Here is a 19,317-nt window from a genome sequence, read left to right on the forward strand (position 1 = left end):
GGGAGTACGCCAAGCACGGAGCGCGTCACGCACGTGAAGAACCGGGTGAGGAAAGGAACCGGGACGGTCAGGAGATGACGCCCAGCAGAGCCCGCGCACACAGGTCCCGCACCTGTTCCCGTGTCAGCTCCTCGGTGCGCAGCCACTCCAGGCAGACGTGCGTGGTGAAGGCGAGCCAGCCGCGCACCGCAAGGCGGGTGTCGGGGCGCTGTTCGAGGGCGGGGCCGAACTCGGGGTCGGCGGCGAGGGCGGCGAGGATCTGGCGCTCCTGGGCGGCCTGGGCCTGCCGGTAGACGCGGCGCACGGCCTGGTCGCCGGAGGCCTCCGCGCGGTGGAAGGCGCGGAAGCCGTGCGCGTGGGTGTGGACGTAGTCGAGGTAGACGTCGAGGCCCGCGGTGAGCTGTTCACGGGCGGGTACCCCGGGCTCGGCCGCCGTCATCCGCAGCATCCGCTCGCTCTCGCGCGCCACGACCGCCGCGAAGAAATCACGTTTCGTCGGAAAATAGTGGTACAGCAGACCTCGGGAGACACCTGCTATCTCGGCGACCTGTTCGATCCACACGTCGTCGTACGGGCTCTCCGAGAAGAGCCTGGCCCCGACCGAGAGGAGCTGCTCACGGCGGGCCGCGGTGCTGAGTCTGCGGCGGCTGCGCTCACCCTGGTTCGGGACCATGGCCGCACTTTACTTGACGTGGGTTCAACAACGGGACGAGACTGAAACCGCTTATTGAACCCACGTACAACGAGATCGACGTGCCGCAGCATCGAGGGAGATCGCGTCATGGCGGAGACGGCCACACAGCCGGGTACCGGGACGGACGGCCGGCTGCCGAAGGGGTTCCGGGGCGCCGAGCAGGGCTGGCCCGAGCTGCACCGCATCCCGCACCCGCCACGCCGGCTGCCGCTCCTCGGCGACGTCCTGGGCGTCGACCGGCGCACACCCCTGCAGGACTCGATGCGCCTGGGCGCCCAGCTCGGCCCGATCTTCCGCCGCAAGGCGTTCGGCAACGAGTTCGTGTTCGTGTGGGGTGCCGAACCGGCCGCCGACATGGCCGACGAGTCGCGGTTCGCCAAGCACGTGGGGCTCGGGGTGGCCAATCTCCGTCCGGTCGCCGGGGACGGCCTGTTCACGGCGTACAACCACGAGCCGAACTGGCAGCTGGCACACGACGTGCTGGCCCCGGGGTTCAGCCGGGAGGCCATGGAGGGCTACCACGCGATGATGGTGGCGGTGGCCGGGCGGCTGACCGACCACTGGGACCGGGAGCTGGCGGCCGGCCGCTGGGTGGACGTGCCCGGCGACATGACCAAGCTGACCCTGGAGACGATCGCCCGCACCGGGTTCGGGCACGACTTCGGTTCGTTCGAGCGGCACCGGCCGCACCCCTTCGTGACCGCGATGATCGGCACGCTCACCTACGCGCAGCGCCTGAACAGCGTGCCCGGCCCGCTGGCCCCGCTGATGCTGCGCCAGGCCGCCCGGCGCAACGCCGCCGACATCGACCACCTCAACCGCACCGTCGACGACCTCGTCGCCGAGCGGCGCCGGACCGGCCGCGGGGAGGGCGACCTGCTCGACCGGATGCTGGAGACGGCCCACCCGGAGACCGGTGAGCGGCTGTCCGCCGAGAACGTACGGCGGCAGGTGATCACCTTCCTGGTGGCCGGCCACGAGACCACCTCGGGCGCGCTCTCCTTCGCCCTGCACTACCTCGCCCTGCACCCGGAGATCGCCGCCCGGGCGGCCGCCGAGGTGGACCGCGTCTGGGGCGACGCGCCCGCACCCGGCTACGACCAGGTGGCCAAACTCCGTTACGTGCGACGGGTGTTGGACGAGTCGCTGCGGCTGTGGCCGACGGCCCCCGCCTTCGCCCGCGAGGCCCGCCAGGACACCGTGCTGGCCGGCGGGCACCCGATGCGCCGGGGCGCCTGGGCGCTGGTCCTGACGCCGATGCTGCACCGGGACCCCGAGGTGTGGGGCCCGGACGCCGAGAGCTTCGACCCGGACCGGTTCGACGCGAAGGCGGCACGCGGCCGGGCCCCGCACACCTTCAAGCCCTTCGGCACGGGGGCGCGCGCCTGCATCGGCCGCCAGTTCGCCCTGCACGAGGCCACCCTGGTCCTCGGCCTGCTGCTGCGCCGCTACGGCCTCGGGGCCGACCCGGACTACCGGCTGCGGGTGACCGAGCGGCTGACGCTGATGCCGGACGGCTTGCGGCTGCGGCTGGAGCGGCGCACCCCCGCCCCGGCGCCGGTGACGGTGCCGGAGGCGCCCGCGTCAGAGAGCGGCGGCGGCTGTCCAGTGCACGGGGCGGGTGACTGACGCCGGCAGGCGCGTCCCCGCGTTGCCCCGGGCCGCGTCGAGCTGGGGCTGGGTCAGGAAGAAGGCACCCGTGAGGTCCGCGTCGCGGAGGTCGGCGTCCCGCAGGTCGGCGCCGATCAGGTCCGCGTCCCGCAGATCGGCCCCGGTGAGGTCGGCGGCGATGAGGTAGGCGCCGCGCAGGCTCGCCCCGCGCAGGTCGGCGCCCCTGAGCCGGGCGCCCATCAGGTCGGCGCCCCGCCGGTCCTTCTTCCTGCCGCGCACCCCCGCCCGGGCCAGCTCGCTGGTCCGCAGCAGCAGCACATTGGCCTCCTGCCGATGGGCGGCCACGTCCAGGGCGGCCAGCTCTTCGGGCGTGCCGAGACTCAGTTCCTCGGTCTTCCGCAGCGCGGCACGCAGACCGGCGTGCACGGGGCGGGCGGCGGCCAGCCCCAGGGCCTCCGTCAGATACCAGAGCAGCTCGTGCAGCTGCCGGACGACCGGGAACGCCTCGAACATCCGGCGGGCGTCCTCCTCGGATCCGCCACGCCAGTCCCGGCCGCCGAAGGTGACCTGCGAGACCTGCTGCCCGGCGCCGAAGCAGTCGTAGACCGTGCAGCCGTTGAACCCCTTCTGCCGCAGCTCGGCGTGGATGCCGCAGCGATGGTCGCCGCCGAGGTTGCGGCAGGGCTTTCCCGCGGGCTTGCCGACCGCGAAATCCGCCGACGCGGCGAACGGCAGGGCGACACAGCACAGCCCGAAACAGCGTGCGCAGTCCCCGCTCAGCCGAGCCCGTTCGGATATGTGTTCTGGCATCCGGCCAGCCTACTGACCGGTGAGGACCTCCTCGTCCGCATTTCTCAGCCGGGCCGCGTCCGCCCCCGGCGGCCGGCCGAACTGCCGCCGGTACTCGCGGCTGAACTGGGAGGCGCTGTCGTAGCCGACCGCGTACCCCACCTCGGCCACGTCGTCGGTGCTGCTCATCAGGCGCAGCCGGGCCTCCTGAAGCCGGATGTGCTTCTGGTACTGGATCGGGGTCAGCGCGGTGACCGCGCGGAAGTACCGGTGGAACGGGGAGGCGCTCATCCCGGAGAGCCGGGCCAGGTCCTCGACGCGCAGGGTGTCGGTGTAGTGCTCGCGGATGTGGCGGACGGCGCGCCCGATCTGGGTGAGTCTGCTGTCGGCGAGCCCGACCTGCCGGACCAGCGTGCCCTGCTCGCCGGTGATCAGCCGCCACAGGATCTCCCGCTCGATCATCGGGGCCAGTACCGGGATGTCGGCGGGCCGGTCGAGCAGCCGGACCAACCGGAGGGCGGCGTCGACCAGGTCGGCGGGCGCCTCGCCGACCGCGAGCGCGGGCAGCCCGGTGCGGCGGCGCACCCCGCCCGCGTGCGGGTCGGTGCCGGTCTCCAGGAGCAGTGCGGCGATGCGCGCGGGCCGCAGCCGGAAGCCGAACCCCAGGAACGGCGTCTCGTGGCTGGCCCGGGTGCACTGCCCGCTGACCGGCAGGTCGACCGAGACGACCAGGTACTGGCCCACCTCGTAGTCGTAGATCCGGCCGCCCAGCGTCAGCCGTTTGGCGCCCTGGGCGACCAGGGCGAGGACGGGGTCCGCGATGCCCGAGCGCGGCCCGGTGGGCCGTTCGGCGCGGGTCAGCATGAGGCCGTCGATCGCGGGGACGGCGTCGGCGTCGCGCGGGGCGTGCCGGTCGATCAGGGCACGGAGTTCGTCGAGGGACACGCTCCCGATTCAAACGCCGGCCGGGGACGGCCGCAACGCCCTCCCCCGGAAACCCGGCAGGATCGTGCAAGCCACCGGTGCGATCGCCCTAACGTTCCCGCAGCTCAGCCTGGTTTGCTCGAAGAGTCGGCACCCCCGGCGACTTCCACCGCGAACTCCACGGAGCATTTCATGGCACTCGACTCGTACGTCGGTCTCGGCCGGTCCGGGCTCAAGGTGAGCCCCTTCTGCCTCGGCGCGATGAACTTCGGCGAGGACGGCGGCTTCGGCTGCTCGGTCGAGGAGTCGGAGAAGATCCTCCAGACCTATCTCGACCTCGGCGGCAACTTCGTCGACACCGCCAACTTCTACACCAACGGCCACTCCGAGGCGATCCTCGGCGACTTCCTCGCCGCCCGCCCCGGCCGCCGCGACCGCCTGGTGCTGGCCACCAAGTTCTTCGGCAACCTGCACCTCGGCGACCCCAACGGCGGCGGCGCCGGCCGCAAGGCGATCGTCGGCCAGCTGGAGGACTCGCTGCGCCGGCTGCGCACCGACTACGTCGACCTGTACTGGCTGCACAACCACGACCGGTCCACGCCCGTCGAGGAGACCCTGCGCACCCTGGACGACCTGGTGACGGCCGGCAAGATCCGGTACGTCGGCTTCTCCGACACCCCGGCCTGGTTCACCGCCAAGGCCCACACCACGGCCCTGCTGCGCGGCTGGACGCCGGTGACGGCGCTGCAGATGGAGTACTCGCTGCTGGAGCGCACCATCGAGGGCGAGCTGATCCCGCTCGCGCAGGACGCCGGGATGGGGATGCTGCCCTGGTCCCCGCTCAAGAGCGGTTTTCTGTCCGGGAAGTACCGCCGGGACCGGTCGGCACCGGCCGACGCGAGGCGCGCGGCCGTTCTCGGGCAGCCGGCCGAGGAGCAGTTCACCGTGATCGAGGCGCTCGGCGCGGTCGCCGAGGAGACCGGCGCGAGCCCGGCCGCCGTCGCCCTCTCCTGGGTGCAGAACCGCCCCGGCGTGACCGCCACCCTGATCGGCCCGCGCACCCACGCCCACCTGGAGGCGAACGTCGCGGCCCTCGACGTGCGCCTGACAGCGGAGCAGACGGCCCGGCTCGACGAGGTGTCCGCCCCGGCCCTCAACTTCCCCCACGACCTCAACGACCGCGTCGGCACCATGCTCAAGTACGCGGGCGCCACGGTCGACGGGATGCCGAGCGCGGTGTACCCGCCGCTGCTGGCGAGCACCGCCCGCTACTGATCAGGGGCCTGGCCGGGGTCCGCGCCGTCCGGTCGTAGGTGGGTGAGCTTGGCCGGGTTGGTGACGACGTAGACGCCCGAGACCTGATCGCCGTCCGGGGTGAGGTCCATGACCATCACGGCGTACGGGGAGTCGCCCGAGAACAGCACCGCGGCGTCGTCACCGTTCACGCTGCGGTAGTGGACGTCCAGATCCCCGGCGCGCCGCGAGGCGTAGCCGGCCAGCATGCGGGCGGCCTTCTCCCGGCCCTGGACCGGCCGCAGCCCCGCCCCCTGCCGGGCGCCGCCGCCGTCGATCCAGACCGTCACGTCAGGGGCGAGGATCTCCAGGAGCGCCTGCAGGTCGCCGCCGAGTGCGGCCGCGACGAACCGTTCGGTCGCCTCCCGCCGGACCCGGGGACGGGCGCGGTAGCGGGGGCGGCGGGCGTGCACATGGGCGCGGGCCCGGTGGGCGACCTGACGGACGGCGGCGGGGCTGCGGTCGAGCATGCCGGCGATCTCGGTGTGGGCATAGCCGAACACCTCGTGGAGGACGAACACCGCCCGTTCCAGCGGGGTGAGGGTCTCCAGGACCACCAGCATCGCCAGGGAGACCGAGTCGCTGCGGACCGTGTGGTCGGCGGTGTCCGGGGCGAGGCCGGTGGTGGCCTCGGTGACGAGCGGTTCGGGCAGCCAGGGACCGACGTACGTCTCACGGCGCGAGGCGATGGCGGTCTGCCGGGCAAGGGCGTGGTTCACCGCGATACGGACGAGATACGCGCGCGGGTTGCCGATCTCCGCCAGCGGCGCCCGGCTGTTCTTGCCGGACCAGGAGAGCCAGGTCTCCTGGAGCACGTCCTCGGTGTCGGCGACGCTGCCGAGCATGTTGTAGACGACGGAGAACAGCAGCTCGCGGTGGTCGACGAAGACCCGTGTCGCCGAGTGTGCCGGACCGTCCTGCGGGCTGCCGGTGTCCGGTCGCCGCGGCGCGGACATGTTCATCCCTGATCCTGGTAGGTGATGTGGTGCTTGGCCGCGACGGGATTGATCTTGGCGGGGTCCAGTCGCCCCTCGGTGAGCACAGCGGGGCCCGCCTCGAACAGGTCCTCGACGTACCGCTCCCAGCCGCCGGGCGAGGAGATCTGCAGGACTCGGGGCGGTGGCTCGGAGGCGCTGCGGAGGGCGTGCGGGACGCCGTGCGGGAGCAGCACGAACGTTCCCCTGGGTGCTCGGTGCCTGCGGCCGTCGTACTCGATCTCCAGGACTCCGTCCAGCACGTAGACGCATTCGTCCGCGTGGTGGTGGACATGGCGCGGGATGTCCTGGGCCACGGTCACCTCCAGCAGCGAGAAGCGCCCCTCGGCGTCGTCGGTGGTCGCCTTGACCGCGAACGCGGGCGGCAACGGTATCCGCCCGGGCCTGGCGGCACCCGGCTCCAGCAGGATGAAACGGTCTTCAGCCACGAGCCTGCCCTTTCGTGAGCGGCGCGGTCGGTTCCGGACTCACTTCTTGCCTCCGAAGGCCTCTTTCCGGATGACGTCGAGCATGCTCGGAACGCCTGCCGCGGTGCGGACATCGACGAAGGCACGTACATGAAGATCGCCGACCGCCTCGTTCAGCAGCGCGTTTCCCAGATCCGCGCGCGAGGTGAAGCGGCCGGGCAGGCGCGAGGTGGCGACCTGGTAGTCGCTGACGGTATCCGCGTCGAAGAGACCGGCGGGGCGGACGACGGTCCACCGGTGATCGCCGTCGCGCACGATCTCCTCCATGCGCCGCATGTCCTCGTACACGGTGCGTCCCATGGTGCGGGCGATGAGGGGCTCGAGCACCTTGCGGAAGAAGTAGGTCTCGCCGGGGGCCGGCACGCCGAAGAGCACGGTCGAACTCACACAGACCAGGCGCCGGACGCCGTGCTTCGTCATGGCCTGGGTGATGTGGGTGATGCCCTCGGAGTACACCGTGACGGGATTTCGGCCGTACGGCACTCCGAGCGTCGAGATCACCGCCTCCTGCCCGGCCACGGCGCGTGCCACGGCGCCGGGGTCGAGCACGTCCGCGCCGACCACCCGCAGTCGCGGGTCGCTCAGCGGGAACTCCGCGGGGCGGCGGGTGACGGCGGTGACCGTGTGCCCTTCGGCGATCGCCTGCGCAGTGGCCTGCCGACCGGTCGGCCCGTTCGCCCCGAATACGACGAGTTTCACGCGTTTCCCCTCTCAAGCTGGTCCTGTCATGTGGGAGGGGCCCGACGGCGAGGAATGTGACATCTCGCCGCCGGCTGAGACGCGGACCACATCTTCCGGACGGTCTCGACGCGCCACCAGATGTTGGTCAACCGTCCAAGACGCTGCGATACGATGGGGAGCACACGCATTCCGTTCTCGAAGCAGAAGGCGAGCCTGATGTCTCGTATGGCAGCGAAGGACCGGCGCGAAGAGCTGATCGCGGCGGGGTTTCGGGTGATGATCCGCGACGGCGTCGCGAAGGCGACCACACGCGCGATCGTCAATGAGGCAAAAATGCCGCTGGGTGTCTTCCACTACTGCTTCAACTCGCGCGAGGAACTGCTCCAGGAAGTCCTCACCCGTTTTACCGACAGCACGATGGCCACCGCGCGGAGGACCTTCGAAGGGGAGGGCGACCTCGGAACGCGTATCACCAGAAGCCTGAGCGCCTTCTGGGGCACTGTCGAACTCAGCCCGGGCGAGCACCAGGTCAGCTATGAACTCACCCACTACGCGCTGCGCCAGGCCGGGCTCGAGGACCTGGCCCGACGGCAGTACCAGCACTACCGGGAAGTCCACGAGGAGCTCCTGGAGGAGGTCGCCGAGGACGCGGACATCGAGTGGGCGGTTCCCGTTCCGGTGCTGGCCCGCTATCTCAACGCGGTCCTCGACGGCGTCACCTTGAGCTGGCTGGTCGACCACGACGGTGAGAACAGTCGCGCGGTCCTGCGCCTGACAGGCGAGCATCTGCTGACGCTGGCCCGCGAGCGGACCCGGCCGGCGGCACAGCAGGCCCCGGTGTCGTAGCCGCCGCCGGTCGGGAACCGCGGCCGGCGCCTACTCGAACAGGTCGGGCTCTTCGGTCGTGATCTGGTCCCACAGCGGACGGAACTGGAACCAGCCCGGCAGCGCGCCGGAGATCTGGTCACGGACCGTCCGTGCCGTCTCGGGGTCGATGAGCCGGGGCTCTCCGGCGGCCATCGCCAGCAGCTGGGCCTGGCAGGACCGCTCCATGGTGATGAAGTACCAGGCCGCCTCGGCCACGGACGCCCCGACCGTGAGCAGCCCGTGGTTCTGCAGGACGACGGCCTTGCCGTCTCCCAGGGCCACGCCGATGCGCCGGCCCTCCTCGGTGTCGTTCACCACGCCCCGGTAGTCCGAGTAGATGCCGTGGTCCTCGTAGAAGGCGCAGGCGTCCTGGGTGATCGGCAGGAGCGGGCTGCCGAGGGCGGCGAAGGCCTTGCCGTGCAGGGAGTGGGTGTGCACCGCCGCGACCACGTCCGGCCGGGCCCGGTGCACCTCGGAGTGGATGCAGAACGCGGCGTTGTTGACCGGCCGCCGGCCTTCCAGAAGCGTGCCGTCGTGGTCGACGAGGATCAGGTCGGAGACGCGGATCCGGCCGAACGACATGCCGAAGGGGTTGACCCAGAAGGCCGACGGGTTCTCGGGGTCACGGGCGGTGATGTGGCCGGCCACTCCCTCGGAGAAACCGAAGCGGGCGAACAGCCGGAAGGCGGCGGCGAGTTCCTGCTTGCGCACCTCGCGCTCCTGCTCGACGCCCAGGTTCTGCTGGGGCAACGGCAGGAAGACGCCTTCGGGCAGGGTGCCGACGGAGGCATGCATGGGCGCCTCGGGTGTGGTGGTCATGGTCTGGCCTCTCGCGAACTGCGGTGTCGTGAACAGCGGGTGCGTGAACTGCGGGTGCGCGAAGTGCTACTTGGCGCGGCCGCGCGGGCCGGTGCCGTACATGACGTCCACCAGGCGCAGGATCAACCGGTAGGCGGAGGGCTCGTACGGGATCATGTGCATGTCCCGGCGCATCGGGAACCGGTTCACGCTGACGGCCTGGAGCCTGGTGTATTTGCGGAATCCCTCGGCCCCGTGGCGGACGCCGAGGCCCGACTCCTTCCAGCCGCCCATCGGCAGACCGAGGGCCATGTAGTTGGTCTGGGCGTCGTTGATGGTGACGCAGCCCGCCTCGAACCGTTCGGCGAGGCGACGGGCGCGCTTCGTGTCCGATCCGATGATCGAGGCCTGCAGCCCGTACGTGCTGTCGTTGACCAGCCGGAGGGCTTCCTCGGCGTCGGCGACCTTCATCACGGGCAGGGTGGGGCCGAAGGTCTCCTCGCGCATGCACTTCATGCCGTGGTCGACGTCGACGAGCAACGTGGGCTCGAAGAACCGGCCGGGCCCCTCGGAGGCGTGCCCTCCGACGAGTACGCGGGCGCCCTTGCGCACGGCGTCGTCGACATGGTCCCTGATGAGCGCCAGTTGGGGAGGGAAGGTGACGGCACCCACGTCGACGCTGCCGAGCCCGGCCGGCCTTCCCGAGGTGACCCGCTGGAGCCGTTCACGCAGCAGGGCGACGTACGCGTCGTACACCGGTTCCTCGACATAGACCCGCTCCACCGAGGTGCACATCTGGCCTCCGTTGGACAGGGCCCCCTGGATCGTGACGTTGACGGCCCGCTCCAGGGAGGCGTCGGCGAGGACGACCAGGGCGTCCTTGCCGCCGAGCTCCAGTGAGCAGGGGACGAGGCGCTCGCCCGCCCGGGCCGCGACCAGGCGGCCGGTCCTGGTGGATCCGGTGAACATCACGAAGTCCACGGTGTCCACGACCGCGCCGCCGGTGGCCCCCGCACCGGTGACGACCTGGAAGACGTCCTCGGGCCAGCCGCACTCGCGGGTCATCCGCTCCATGAGCAGCGCGGTCAGCGGCGTCTGTTCGGAAGGCTTCAGCACGACCGCGTTGCCCGCGGCGAGGGCGGGGATGGCGTCGCCGAAGGAATTGAGCAGCGGGTTGTTCCACGGGCCGATGACGCCGACGACACCGCGCGGCACCCTGCGCGTGTACATGCTGCGGCCGAGGACGAACGGCGAGAGGGAGCGGATCCTCGTCGTGGCGAGCAGGCCGCGGGCCCGCTTCGCCCAGTAGGCGAAGGCACTGGCGCAGTAGACGATCTCGACGATCGCGTCCTCCTCCGCCTTGCCGTTCTCCTCGACGATGCGGTCGGCGATCTCCTGCCGGTGGGCCAGGAGCCAGCGCCGGCCACGCGCGAAGAACTCGGCGCGAGCACGGGTGTCCAGCCCGACCCAGCCCCGCTGCGCCCGCCGGGCGCGCTCCACCGCCTGCGCCACCTCTTCCGCGGACATGTCGGACACCTCGTCGACCACCGCTCCGGTGGCCGGATTGTCCACCGCGATCCGCGCACCCGCCGGGGGGCCGTCTGCCCTGAGGGATTGATTCTGCGTCACGAAAACTCCCCACCGGAACGTTGACTTCTCTTCACTCAGAATGAGACGGTCACCCGTACAAGTCAAGCGTCTTGTACAAGCGTCCAAGTTACGGGAGTGGTCGGATGAGAAGGACGGCATCGGTCGCACTGAGCGGCCTGGGCGTTCCCGAGTCCCTGCGCTGGCATCAAGGCGCCCTGTGGTTCTCGGATCTCGCGCACGGCACGGTGCACCGATGGGACGGCACCGCCGAGGCGGAGACGGTGGTCAGGGTCCCCGGCCGGGCCGGCGGGCTCGGCTGGCTTCCCGACGGCCGCCTGCTCGTCGTGTCCATGGACGGGGGGCGCATCTACCGCCTGGAGGCCGAGGGCGAACTGGTCGAACACGCCGATCTGCGCCACGTCGTCGGCGGTCCGGTCAACGACATGCTCGTCGACCCCGAGGGGCGCGCCTATGTCGGCAACTTCGGCTTCGACTACCACGCCTTCTCCCGCGAGCACCCGAACTCGATGCTCTACGCACCGCCCGGTCCGCCGCGTGCCCCGGTCGCCTGCCTGGCACCGGACGGCAGCCTGCTCGGGCTGACGGAGCCCCTGCTCTTCCCGAACGGGACCCTGCTCACGGCCGACGGCAAGACCGTGATCGTGGCCGAGACGCTGGCCATGCGGCTCACCGCCTTCGCCAGGAACCCCGACGGCTCCCTGACCCGGCCCGAACCGTGGGCGCCCCTGATCTCACCGCTCCTGTGGCGCCTCGTGAACCATCCGGGGACGGCCGGCCGCGTCACCCGCAGGATCTCGGCGTTCCTGGATCACCCGGCCATCTCCAAGCGCTCGTCGTCCCCGATCGCACCGGACGGCATCGCATGGGACGCCGACGGTACGTCCATCTGGGTCGCGAACGCCCTGCGAGGTGAATGCGTGCGGATCGCCCCAGGCGGCCGCGTCCTCGAACGGGTCGCCACCAGCCAGCACACCCTGGGCTGCCTGATGGCCGGACCCGACGGACGCACCCTCTTCGCCGCCACCGTCCCGACGGACGACCCCGCCCGCGCCGCCGAACTCAACGGCGGCCGCATCGAGATGGTGCGGCCGTGAGCCGCGGAGCAACGATCCGGGCCGATCCGGACTGGGCAATTGACTTGGACATTCGACCAAGGAGGATCTGTGACCATGCGCCACACATCTGAGAAGGGCCGGGTCATTCTCGTGACCGGCGCGGCCGCTGGCATCGGAGCCGCCATCGCGGAACTGGCGATCGCGCGCGGCCATCGCGTCATGCTGACCGACGTGGACGAGGAGGCCGCCCTGGCCCGGGCCCGCGCCCTGGGTCAGCGGGCCGCCGGACACGCCCTGGACATTCGCAGTCCCGCGGACTGGAGCAAGGCGTTCGACGCGGCCGAGGCGCGCTTCGGGGCCGTGGACGTGCTGATCAACAACGCCGGCATCACCCACACCGGACACGCCCGTGCTCTCCGCCCCGAGCAGCACCGCGACATCGTCGAGATCAACCTGCTCGGCACCGTCACGGGGGTCTGCGCAGCGCTGGAGCGCATGACCGCGCAGGGGCACGGTCACATCATCAACGTCTGCAGCATGACGTCGTTCCTGCCACTGCCCGGATACGCCACCTACTGCGGCACGAAGCACGCACTCCGGGCCTTCCACCACAGCGTCGCGATCGAGGAGCGGGACGGACCGCTGGACTTCACGATCGTCCATCCGCCGTCCACCAGGACCGGCATGCTCGCCCAGGAGATGGCCGATCCTTCCTGCGCCATCTCGTTCGCGGAGAAGTCCTACGCCCCGGAGCAGATCGCCGAGGCCGTCGTCGACGCGGTCGTGACCAAGCCGGTCGAAGTGGTGTTCCCGCCGTTCGCCGGCCGCCTACAGCGGATCGCCGGAGTCTTCCCCGGGCTGATGCGCCGCGTCCTCCCCGTCGCCGAGGCCAGAGGGCGGCGGCAGCGGGACAGGCTGCTCTCCGCTCAGGGGTTCCCGGCATCCGGGAACTGACGAACCTCCAGAAAGGGTGCGGATGTGAGTGCGCACATGACGTCCCGACCGGACTCGAAAAGGACGGACATGAAAGCAGACATGAGGGCGGACGTGAAAAGGCCCGTATCCGCCCTCACCGGGCTGGACGAGGCGCGGATGATCCTGCTGAGCAGGGCGACCGAGCACCTGGACCCGCCGTTCGCAGTGGTGGACCTGGACGCTTTCGACGCCAACACCGCGGATCTGGCCCAGCGGGCCGCGGGCCGGGCGACCATCCGGCTGGCCAGCAAGTCGGTCCGCAGCCGCGATCTGATCAGGCGCGCCGTTCAGCATGAGGGGTATCGGGGAATCCTCGCCTTCACCCTGCCCGAGGCGCTGTGGCTCGCCGAAACCCACCAGGACGTGGTGATCGGGTATCCGACCACCGACCGCGCCGCGCTGCAGCGGCTCGCCTCGGACGAGCGCGCGGCCTCGCGCATCACCCTCATGATCGACTCGATCGGCCAGTTGGACTTCGTGGACGAGGTGGTGGGCGCCGCCCGCCCCGACATCCGTGTCTGCATCGACCTGGACGCCTCGCTGGAGCTGGCCGGAGGCCGCATCCACCTGGGCCCGTACCGCTCGCCGGTGCACTCCCCCCGGCAGGCCGCCGCACTGGCCCGCGCCATCCAGGACCGGTCCGGATTCCGGCTGGCCGGGGTCATGTCCTACGAGGGCCAGATCGCCGGACTGGGCGACAACCAGCCCGGGTCGCTGCTCAGGCGGGCCGCGATCCGTGCCATGCAGCGCGTCTCCGCCGGTGAACTGGCCGAGCGGCGTGCGGCGGCCATCGCCGCCGTCGAGGCGGTGGCGCCGCTGGAGTTCGTCAACGGCGGTGGCACGGGCTCCGTCGAGCAGACCGCGGCCGAACACGTCGTCACCGAGATCGGTGCCGGATCGGGGCTCTACGGGCCCGGACTCTTCGACTTCTACCGGCACTTCCGCCCCCGGCCCGCCGCCTTCTTCGTCATGTCCGTCGTACGCCGCCCGAGCGCCAGGATCGCCACCGTGCTCGGCGGCGGCTGGATCGCCTCCGGCCCGCCCGGCCTCGACCGCCAGCCGACTCTCACCTGGCCGCAGGGGCTGCGCACGAACCCCAGGGAAGGGGCCGGCGAAGTCCAGACCCCCGTCCTGGGCGCCGCCGCACACGTACTGCGGCTCGGCGATCACGTGTGGTTCCGGCACGCCAAGGCCGGCGAACTGTGCGAACGCGTCAACACCCTCCACCTGGTGTCCGGCGCGGAGATCGTCGACGAGGTCGCGACCTACCGGGGCGAGGGACACGCCTTCCTGTGACCCGTTCCTGAACAGGCCCGTTTCCGCTCTCCGGAGGCCGTATTGTCCACCGAGTTCCACCCTCCGGCCCCGATACCGGCGGCCGCTGTCGCGACCGCTGCCGGCCATCCGCCGGCCGAGCCCGTCTCCCGTGGCTGGATCGCCCTGTTCAGCCTGGTCTGGTTCGGGTACTGGACGGCGAATCTCGTCCCCCTCCAACTCCTGCTCCCCCAGCAGCTGGAGATCATCGAGCCGGCGTCCAAGGTCCACGGTCTCGCCGTCGTCAACGCCCTCTCCGGACTGGTCTCCCTGCTCGCCCTTCCGGTGTGCGGGGCACTCTGCGACCGTTCTCGCAGCCGCTTCGGACGCAGAAGGCTCTGGCTCACGGGCGGTGCGCTGTCCTTCGCGGCGGGGCTGGCGATCACCGGGGAGCAGACCACGGTGGCGGGCGTGACCCTCGCGTGGTCGGCGAGCATGCTCGGTCTCAGCGCGGCCACCGCCGGGCTGACCGCCATGATCGCCGACCGGGTCCCCGTCGGCCAGCGCGGCGTGGTGTCCAGCGCGGTCTACGGCCCCCAGGCCCTCGGCGTGGTGGCCGGCATCGCCCTCGTCTCCGCGTTCGCGCTGTCCCCGTCGAGCGGCTACCTCGTCATCGCGGCCCTGCTGATCGTCTGCACCGTGCCGTTCCTCGTCCGGTTCCGCGACACCTCGTACGGCTCCGAGCCCGCGCTGAGCCTGCGCACTCTGCTCACCTCCATGGGCCGCTCGCTCAGGAACCACGAATTCGCCTGGGCGTTCGGTGGCCGGCTCCTGGTCAACCTGGCGAACTCCCTGGGTGTCTGTTACACCCTCTACTTCCTGACCGACGACCTGAAGGTCCCCGACCCGGCCGGCAGCCTGCTCGCCTGTACCGCCCTCTACCTCGTGGCCGGTGTCCTGGCCAGCGCCGTCGCCGGGGTGCTGTCCGACCGCCTCGGCAGACGGCGGATCTTCGTCGCGCTGGCAGCGCTGCTCCAGGCGGCAGCGGGGTTCCTGCTGGCGGGCTTTCCCGACCTCGGCGTCACGCTGGTGGCGTCAGCGGTCATGGGCGGCGGTTTCGGTGCCTACATGGCCGTCGACCAGGCTCTCATCACCCAGGTCCTGCCCGATGCCGACAGCCGGGCCCAGGACCTCGGGATCATGAACATCGGGACGGTCGTCCCGCCCGCGCTGGCCCCTCTGCTCGCCAGCTTCGTCATCACCTCCGACCGCGGCTACCCACTCCTGTTCTCCTGCGTCGGCGTGGCCGCAACCGTGGGGGTGCTGCTCGTGTACCGCGTCCGGTCCGTCCGATAGGGACGCCGAGCCACCCCTCACCCGACACCCCGAGAAGGAAGGAAGGCCGTGGCCACACTCCACTCCGACGCTCTCCGGCAGAGAGTGAACGGTGGGCAGCGGCCACTCCTTCACCGCTGCCGCCGCGACCGAGGGGGTACTGATCCGTCCCGACCGGCTCGGCGGCATCCGTGCGATCGACCCGAAGGCCGGCACCGTCACCGTCGAGGCGGGTACCCGGCTCAGGACGCTGAACATGGCTCTGGCCCAACAGGGTCTGTCGCTCACGAACATGGGCGACATCATGGAACAGACCGCGGCCGGGGCCACCAGCACCGGCACCCACGGCACCGGGCGCGCATCGGGTGCGATCGCGGCGCAGCTCCGTGGCCTGGAGCTGGTGACGGCGGACGGTTCGCTGCTGAGGTGCTCCGCGACGCAGAACCCGGAGGTGTTCGCCGCGGCGCGCGTCGGACTCGGCGCTCTGGGCGTCGTCAGCGCTCTCACGTTCGCGGTCGAGCCGATGTTCCTCCTCGCCGCACACGAGGCACCGATGACGTTCGACAGGGTGACCGCGACCTTCGACGAACTCCACGCGCACAACGAGCACTTCGAGTTCTACTGGTTCCCGCACACGGACCACTGCAACACCCTGCGCAACAACCGGACCGTCGGCCCCCACGCCCCGCTGGGCCGGTTCAGGACGTGGTTCGAGGACGAGTTCCTCTCCAACAACGTCTTCCAGGCACTCAGTTCCGTGTGCCGGGCAGTGCCCGCCGCCGTCCCGGCGATCGCGCGGATCACCAGCCAGGGTCTCTCGGCCAGGACGTACACGGACATCCCCTACAAGGTCTTCACCAGCCCGCGCCGCGTCCGGATGATCGAGATGGAGTACGCCGTCCCGCGTGAGGCCGTCCTCGACACCCTCCGCGAACTCAAGGCCATGATCGAGCACTCCGACCTGCGCATCAGCTTCCCGGTCGAGGTCCGCACCACGCCCGCCGACGACATCGCTCTCTCCACGGCATCCGGACGCGACAGCGCGTATGTCGCCGTCCACGTGTACCGGGGCATGCCCCATCAGCGGTACTTCGCAGAAGCGGAGCGCATCTTCGTCGCGCACGAGGGGCGCCCGCACTGGGGAAAGCTCCACACCCAGGATGCCGCCTACTTCGCAGACGCCTACCCCCGCTTCGGCGAGTTCACGGCGCTGCGCGACCGGCTGGACCCCGACCGCCGCTTCACCAACGCCTATCTGCGCACAGTACTGGGCGACTGACCGGCCGGAGGCGAGGACCGCCGCCGACCGGAAACTCACCGCGGAGCTTCCGGCCCTGTGGGGGTCCTCTTCATCCGGCGGAAAACAAACTCGGCTACCACAGAGACAGGAACCACCCGCAGGACAGGAGACCGACCATGCGCAGGCATCAGCCCCCGTGCCCCGGCGCCGCCGACCACCCCGACGACCACCCGGCCGTCATCGTCTCGGCCCATCCCGAACAGGGCTGGAGCCTGCTGTGCGACGGCACGATCGTCTTCGACGACACCGGTGAACTCCTGCCCGACGGACAGACCGTGAGCCCCCATCGGCCCCCGGCCGCCACCGTCTGAACGGCTGTCAGTCGTCCCCGGCGGTGAAGTCCAGGCGGTCCAGCCGCTCGGGGTCGGCCAGGATGTACATCTCGGTGATCCGGCCGTCGGCGACGGTGACCGCCATGACGGAGACCGGGCGCCCCCCGGGCGCGGTGACCATGCCGACGGTCCCGTTGACCAGCGCGAGTTGCGCCGCGTCCGCGAACTGCCGGAAGGTGAGGGCCTGTTCGGCCACCGTCCGCGCCCCGCGCACCACCTTGGACGCGGCGGCGCCACGCACCAGCGCGCCCGAGTCGACGCGCAGCACCACGTCCGGGTGGAGCAGCGCGACGAGCGCCTCGAAGTCGCCGCCCCGGGAGGCGGCCAGGAAGGCGTCGAGGACCTGGCGCTGCCTGCCCAGGTCCGGGTCGGCCGACGGGGCGGCCCCCTGGACCCGGCGGCGGGCCCGGCTGGCCAGCTGGCGGGTGGCCGCCGCACTGCGTTCCACGATCGGCGCGATGTCGTCGAAGGGGACCGCGAACAGGTCGTGCAGGACGAACGCCAGCCGCTCGGCGGGCTCCAGCGTCTCCAGGACGATGAGGAGTGCGAGCCCGACGGAGTCCGCCTCCAGCACCTCCTGTTCGGGGTCGATGCCCGACAGCGGCCTGATCAGCGGGTCCGGGACGAAGGTCTCGTCGATCGGCTGCTCGCGGCGGGCCGTACGGGAGCGCAGCATGTCGAGGCAGACCCGGCCGACCACCGTGGTCAGCCAGCCGCCCAGGTTCCTGATCTCGTTCACGTCGGTGCGCCCGAGCCTGAGCCAGGCCTCCTGGACGGCGTCGTCGGCCTCGGCCAGCGAGCCGAGCATCCGGTAGGCCACCGCGCGCAGCTGGCCGCGGTGTTCCTGGAAGCGGCCGGCCAGCAGTTCCGTGTCCATGTTCATGACGTTCGTGTCCCCCGTTCGTCCACGGCCGCAGACTATGCGGACCCGCGGCACCCGCAACCTCTTTTACCGGCGGAGGTCACACCTCGTCTTACCGGCGGAGGTCACACCTCGTCTTACCGGCGGAGGTCACACCTCGTCGCGGGCGAGCGCGAGGAGCCGGTCCAGGACCCGGGGGGCACCGGCGCGCAGTCCGTCGTGCTCGAACTCGTCGGTGACCCAGGTGCGCAGGCCCCGGACGGCCCGGGCGGTCGCCAGCGAGTGCCCGGCGTCGACGTACATGTCGTCGTGGTACACGGCGGCGGCGACCGGGACCTCGTTGGCGGCCAGGCGGGCCGGGTCGTAGAGCGGCTGCCAGTCGGTGCGGGCGGCGAGCAGGTCGGCCGCCGCCTTCAGGGGCCGCAGGGCCGGGTCGGTCTCGAACATCCACGGGTGCACGGTCTCCCCGGTGAACAGCACCGGCGCGTCGCCCGCGAGCGCCTTGGCCGCGTCGAACTGCGGGAACTCGGCGCGGACCCGCTCGGCCGCCCAGGCGGTGGGGCGGGCGTCCTGGCCGTAGACGGGCTCGTGGACCAGGGCGTACAGCGGATTGCTCGCGTACGACAGCAGGCCCTGGACCTGTTCCTGGAAGGCGTCGGAGAGCTCCAGGCCGGACGGGGTACGGACGAAGGCGTCCTCCAGGAGGTAGTGCAGACGGTGGCTGCCGTCGCTGGTGCCCAGCATCAGGCCGAGGGACTGGAAGGCCTCGACGGTGAGCCGGTAGCCGTTCGGCAGCAGGGTCTCGCGCTCCAGGAGGTGCTCGGCGATCCGGCGGACCCGCTCGACGTCCTGCGGGTAGCGGTCGTAGTGCCCGGTGACCTTGCGCTCGACGCGCGGGTAGGCGGCGCGGTAGACGTCGTCGGCGTGCGCGTCCAGGGAGGGCAGGCCGCCGGTGATCACGGAGGTCTTGAGGCCCTCGGGGAAGAACGACAGGTACGTGACCGTGCAGAAGCCGCCGAAGCTCTGGCCCAGGGTCGTCCACGGGGCGCCGCCGGTGACCTGCGGGCGGATCGCCTCGCAGTCCCGGACGATCGAGTCGGCACGGAAGCGGGCCAGGTGGTCGGCCTGGGCGGCCGGACCGCCGCGCAGCGGGAGGGTCTGCCGGTTGACCGGGGTGGAACGGCCGGTGCCGCGCTGGTCGAGGAGCAGGACCCGGTAGTCCGCCAGCGCCCGGTCGAGCCAGGACTGCCGCCCGACGAAACGATTCGCTCCGAAGCCCGGGCCACCCTGGAGGTACAGCAGCCAGGGCAGCTCCTGGTCCGCCTTGTCGCTCGCGACCGCCTCCCGGGCGTAGACCTCGATCGTCTCACCGCCCGGGTCCGCGTGGTCGAGGGGGACGGTGAAGCGGCGGTCGGTGAGGACGACGCCGGGCTGGCGGTAGCTGAGGCTCAACGTTTCTCCCGGGACGGACGGA

19 protein-coding genes are annotated in these 19,317 nt (G+C 71.2%); 9 read left to right on the forward strand and 10 right to left on the reverse strand.

The window, feature by feature from the left end:
- Positions 1 to 67: 67 nt before the first annotated feature.
- Positions 68 to 673: a TetR/AcrR family transcriptional regulator gene (locus ABT137_RS23685; protein ID WP_351711970.1), complete on the reverse strand. Its 606-nt coding sequence runs from the start codon at positions 671 to 673 to the stop codon at positions 68 to 70.
- A gap of 108 nt (positions 674 to 781) precedes the next feature.
- Here ABT137_RS23685 and ABT137_RS23690 point away from each other — a divergent pair, with 108 nt between their 5' ends.
- Positions 782 to 2,323: a cytochrome P450 gene (locus ABT137_RS23690; protein WP_351711972.1), complete on the forward strand. Its 1,542-nt coding sequence runs from the start codon at positions 782 to 784 to the stop codon at positions 2,321 to 2,323.
- Here the strand turns inward: ABT137_RS23690 and ABT137_RS23695 are convergent.
- A complete protein-coding gene (locus tag ABT137_RS23695; RefSeq protein WP_351711974.1) occupies positions 2,279 to 3,115 on the reverse strand; it encodes a pentapeptide repeat-containing protein in 837 nt (278 codons plus the stop codon). The genes ABT137_RS23690 and ABT137_RS23695 overlap by 45 nt on opposite strands.
- Positions 3,116 to 3,124: 9 nt before the next feature.
- Complete coding sequence (locus ABT137_RS23700; protein WP_351711976.1) at positions 3,125 to 4,039, reverse strand: AraC family transcriptional regulator; 915 nt, start codon at positions 4,037 to 4,039, stop codon at positions 3,125 to 3,127.
- A 171-nt stretch (positions 4,040 to 4,210) separates the two neighbouring features.
- On the opposite strand from ABT137_RS23700, the gene ABT137_RS23705 reads away from it, so the two are divergent.
- Positions 4,211 to 5,293 carry an aldo/keto reductase gene (locus ABT137_RS23705; RefSeq protein ID WP_351711978.1) on the forward strand — a complete coding sequence of 361 codons (1,083 nt, stop codon included), beginning with the start codon at positions 4,211 to 4,213 and terminating at the stop codon, positions 5,291 to 5,293.
- Here the strand turns inward: ABT137_RS23705 and sigJ (ABT137_RS23710) are convergent.
- The 3 genes from sigJ (ABT137_RS23710) to ABT137_RS23720 are packed head-to-tail and all read right to left on the reverse strand — an operon-like array spanning position 5,287 to position 7,472.
- Complete coding sequence (gene sigJ / locus ABT137_RS23710; protein WP_351712201.1) at positions 5,287 to 6,267, reverse strand: RNA polymerase sigma factor SigJ; 981 nt, start codon at positions 6,265 to 6,267, stop codon at positions 5,287 to 5,289. The two genes, ABT137_RS23705 and sigJ (ABT137_RS23710), sit on opposite strands and share 7 nt — an antisense overlap.
- Positions 6,268 to 6,269: 2 nt before the next feature.
- The gene (locus tag ABT137_RS23715; protein ID WP_351711980.1) at positions 6,270 to 6,734 is read right to left on the reverse strand and encodes a cupin domain-containing protein; all 465 of its coding nucleotides are present in this window, start codon (positions 6,732 to 6,734) and stop codon (positions 6,270 to 6,272) included.
- 39 nt (positions 6,735 to 6,773) lie between these two features.
- Complete coding sequence (locus ABT137_RS23720; RefSeq protein ID WP_351711982.1) at positions 6,774 to 7,472, reverse strand: NAD(P)-dependent oxidoreductase; 699 nt, start codon at positions 7,470 to 7,472, stop codon at positions 6,774 to 6,776.
- Positions 7,473 to 7,679: 207 nt separating this feature from the next.
- Here ABT137_RS23720 and ABT137_RS23725 point away from each other — a divergent pair, with 207 nt between their 5' ends.
- Positions 7,680 to 8,300, forward strand: coding sequence for a TetR/AcrR family transcriptional regulator (locus ABT137_RS23725; protein WP_351711984.1), 621 nt, complete (start codon positions 7,680 to 7,682; stop codon positions 8,298 to 8,300).
- 30 nt (positions 8,301 to 8,330) lie between these two features.
- Here the strand turns inward: ABT137_RS23725 and ABT137_RS23730 are convergent, their stop codons facing one another.
- Together ABT137_RS23730 and ABT137_RS23735 are read right to left on the reverse strand one after the other, a co-directional pair.
- Entirely contained in the window at positions 8,331 to 9,140 is an 810-nt protein-coding gene (locus ABT137_RS23730) for a class II aldolase/adducin family protein (protein WP_351711986.1), read from the reverse strand.
- 66 nt (positions 9,141 to 9,206) lie between these two features.
- A complete protein-coding gene (locus ABT137_RS23735) occupies positions 9,207 to 10,748 on the reverse strand; it encodes an aldehyde dehydrogenase family protein (RefSeq protein ID WP_351711988.1) in 1,542 nt (513 codons plus the stop codon).
- 104 nt (positions 10,749 to 10,852) lie between these two features.
- Here ABT137_RS23735 and ABT137_RS23740 point away from each other — a divergent pair, with 104 nt between their 5' ends.
- The 6 genes from ABT137_RS23740 to ABT137_RS23765 all read left to right on the forward strand — a co-directional run bounded on the left by ABT137_RS23740 (position 10,853) and on the right by ABT137_RS23765 (position 16,960).
- Positions 10,853 to 11,824 carry an SMP-30/gluconolactonase/LRE family protein gene (locus tag ABT137_RS23740; protein ID WP_351711990.1) on the forward strand — a complete coding sequence of 324 codons (972 nt, stop codon included), beginning with the start codon at positions 10,853 to 10,855 and terminating at the stop codon, positions 11,822 to 11,824.
- Between the two features lie 75 nt (positions 11,825 to 11,899).
- Positions 11,900 to 12,739 (forward strand): SDR family NAD(P)-dependent oxidoreductase, encoded by an 840-nt coding sequence (locus ABT137_RS23745; RefSeq protein WP_351711992.1) that lies wholly within the window; start codon positions 11,900 to 11,902, stop codon positions 12,737 to 12,739.
- Positions 12,740 to 12,877: 138 nt separating this feature from the next.
- Complete coding sequence (locus tag ABT137_RS23750) at positions 12,878 to 14,056, forward strand: amino acid deaminase/aldolase (RefSeq protein WP_351712203.1); 1,179 nt, start codon at positions 12,878 to 12,880, stop codon at positions 14,054 to 14,056.
- Between the two features lie 42 nt (positions 14,057 to 14,098).
- Positions 14,099 to 15,370, forward strand: coding sequence for an MFS transporter (locus tag ABT137_RS23755; protein WP_351711994.1), 1,272 nt, complete (start codon positions 14,099 to 14,101; stop codon positions 15,368 to 15,370).
- A 91-nt stretch (positions 15,371 to 15,461) separates the two neighbouring features.
- Positions 15,462 to 16,628 (forward strand): D-arabinono-1,4-lactone oxidase, encoded by a 1,167-nt coding sequence (locus tag ABT137_RS23760; RefSeq protein ID WP_351711996.1) that lies wholly within the window; start codon positions 15,462 to 15,464, stop codon positions 16,626 to 16,628.
- A 137-nt stretch (positions 16,629 to 16,765) separates the two neighbouring features.
- Entirely contained in the window at positions 16,766 to 16,960 is a 195-nt protein-coding gene (locus ABT137_RS23765; protein WP_351711998.1) for a DUF5999 family protein, read from the forward strand.
- A 7-nt stretch (positions 16,961 to 16,967) separates the two neighbouring features.
- On the opposite strand, the gene sigJ (ABT137_RS23770) is transcribed toward ABT137_RS23765, so the two are convergent.
- Positions 16,968 to 17,864 carry an RNA polymerase sigma factor SigJ gene (gene sigJ, locus ABT137_RS23770; RefSeq protein ID WP_351712000.1) on the reverse strand — a complete coding sequence of 299 codons (897 nt, stop codon included), beginning with the start codon at positions 17,862 to 17,864 and terminating at the stop codon, positions 16,968 to 16,970.
- A 129-nt stretch (positions 17,865 to 17,993) separates the two neighbouring features.
- Entirely contained in the window at positions 17,994 to 19,295 is a 1,302-nt protein-coding gene (locus tag ABT137_RS23775; protein ID WP_351712002.1) for an alpha/beta fold hydrolase, read from the reverse strand.
- Between the last annotated feature and the right edge of the window lie 22 nt (positions 19,296 to 19,317).

This window comes from Streptomyces sp. NPDC001980 (genome assembly GCF_040296885.1).
Taxonomy (GTDB): Bacteria; Actinomycetota; Actinomycetes; order Streptomycetales; family Streptomycetaceae; genus Streptomyces.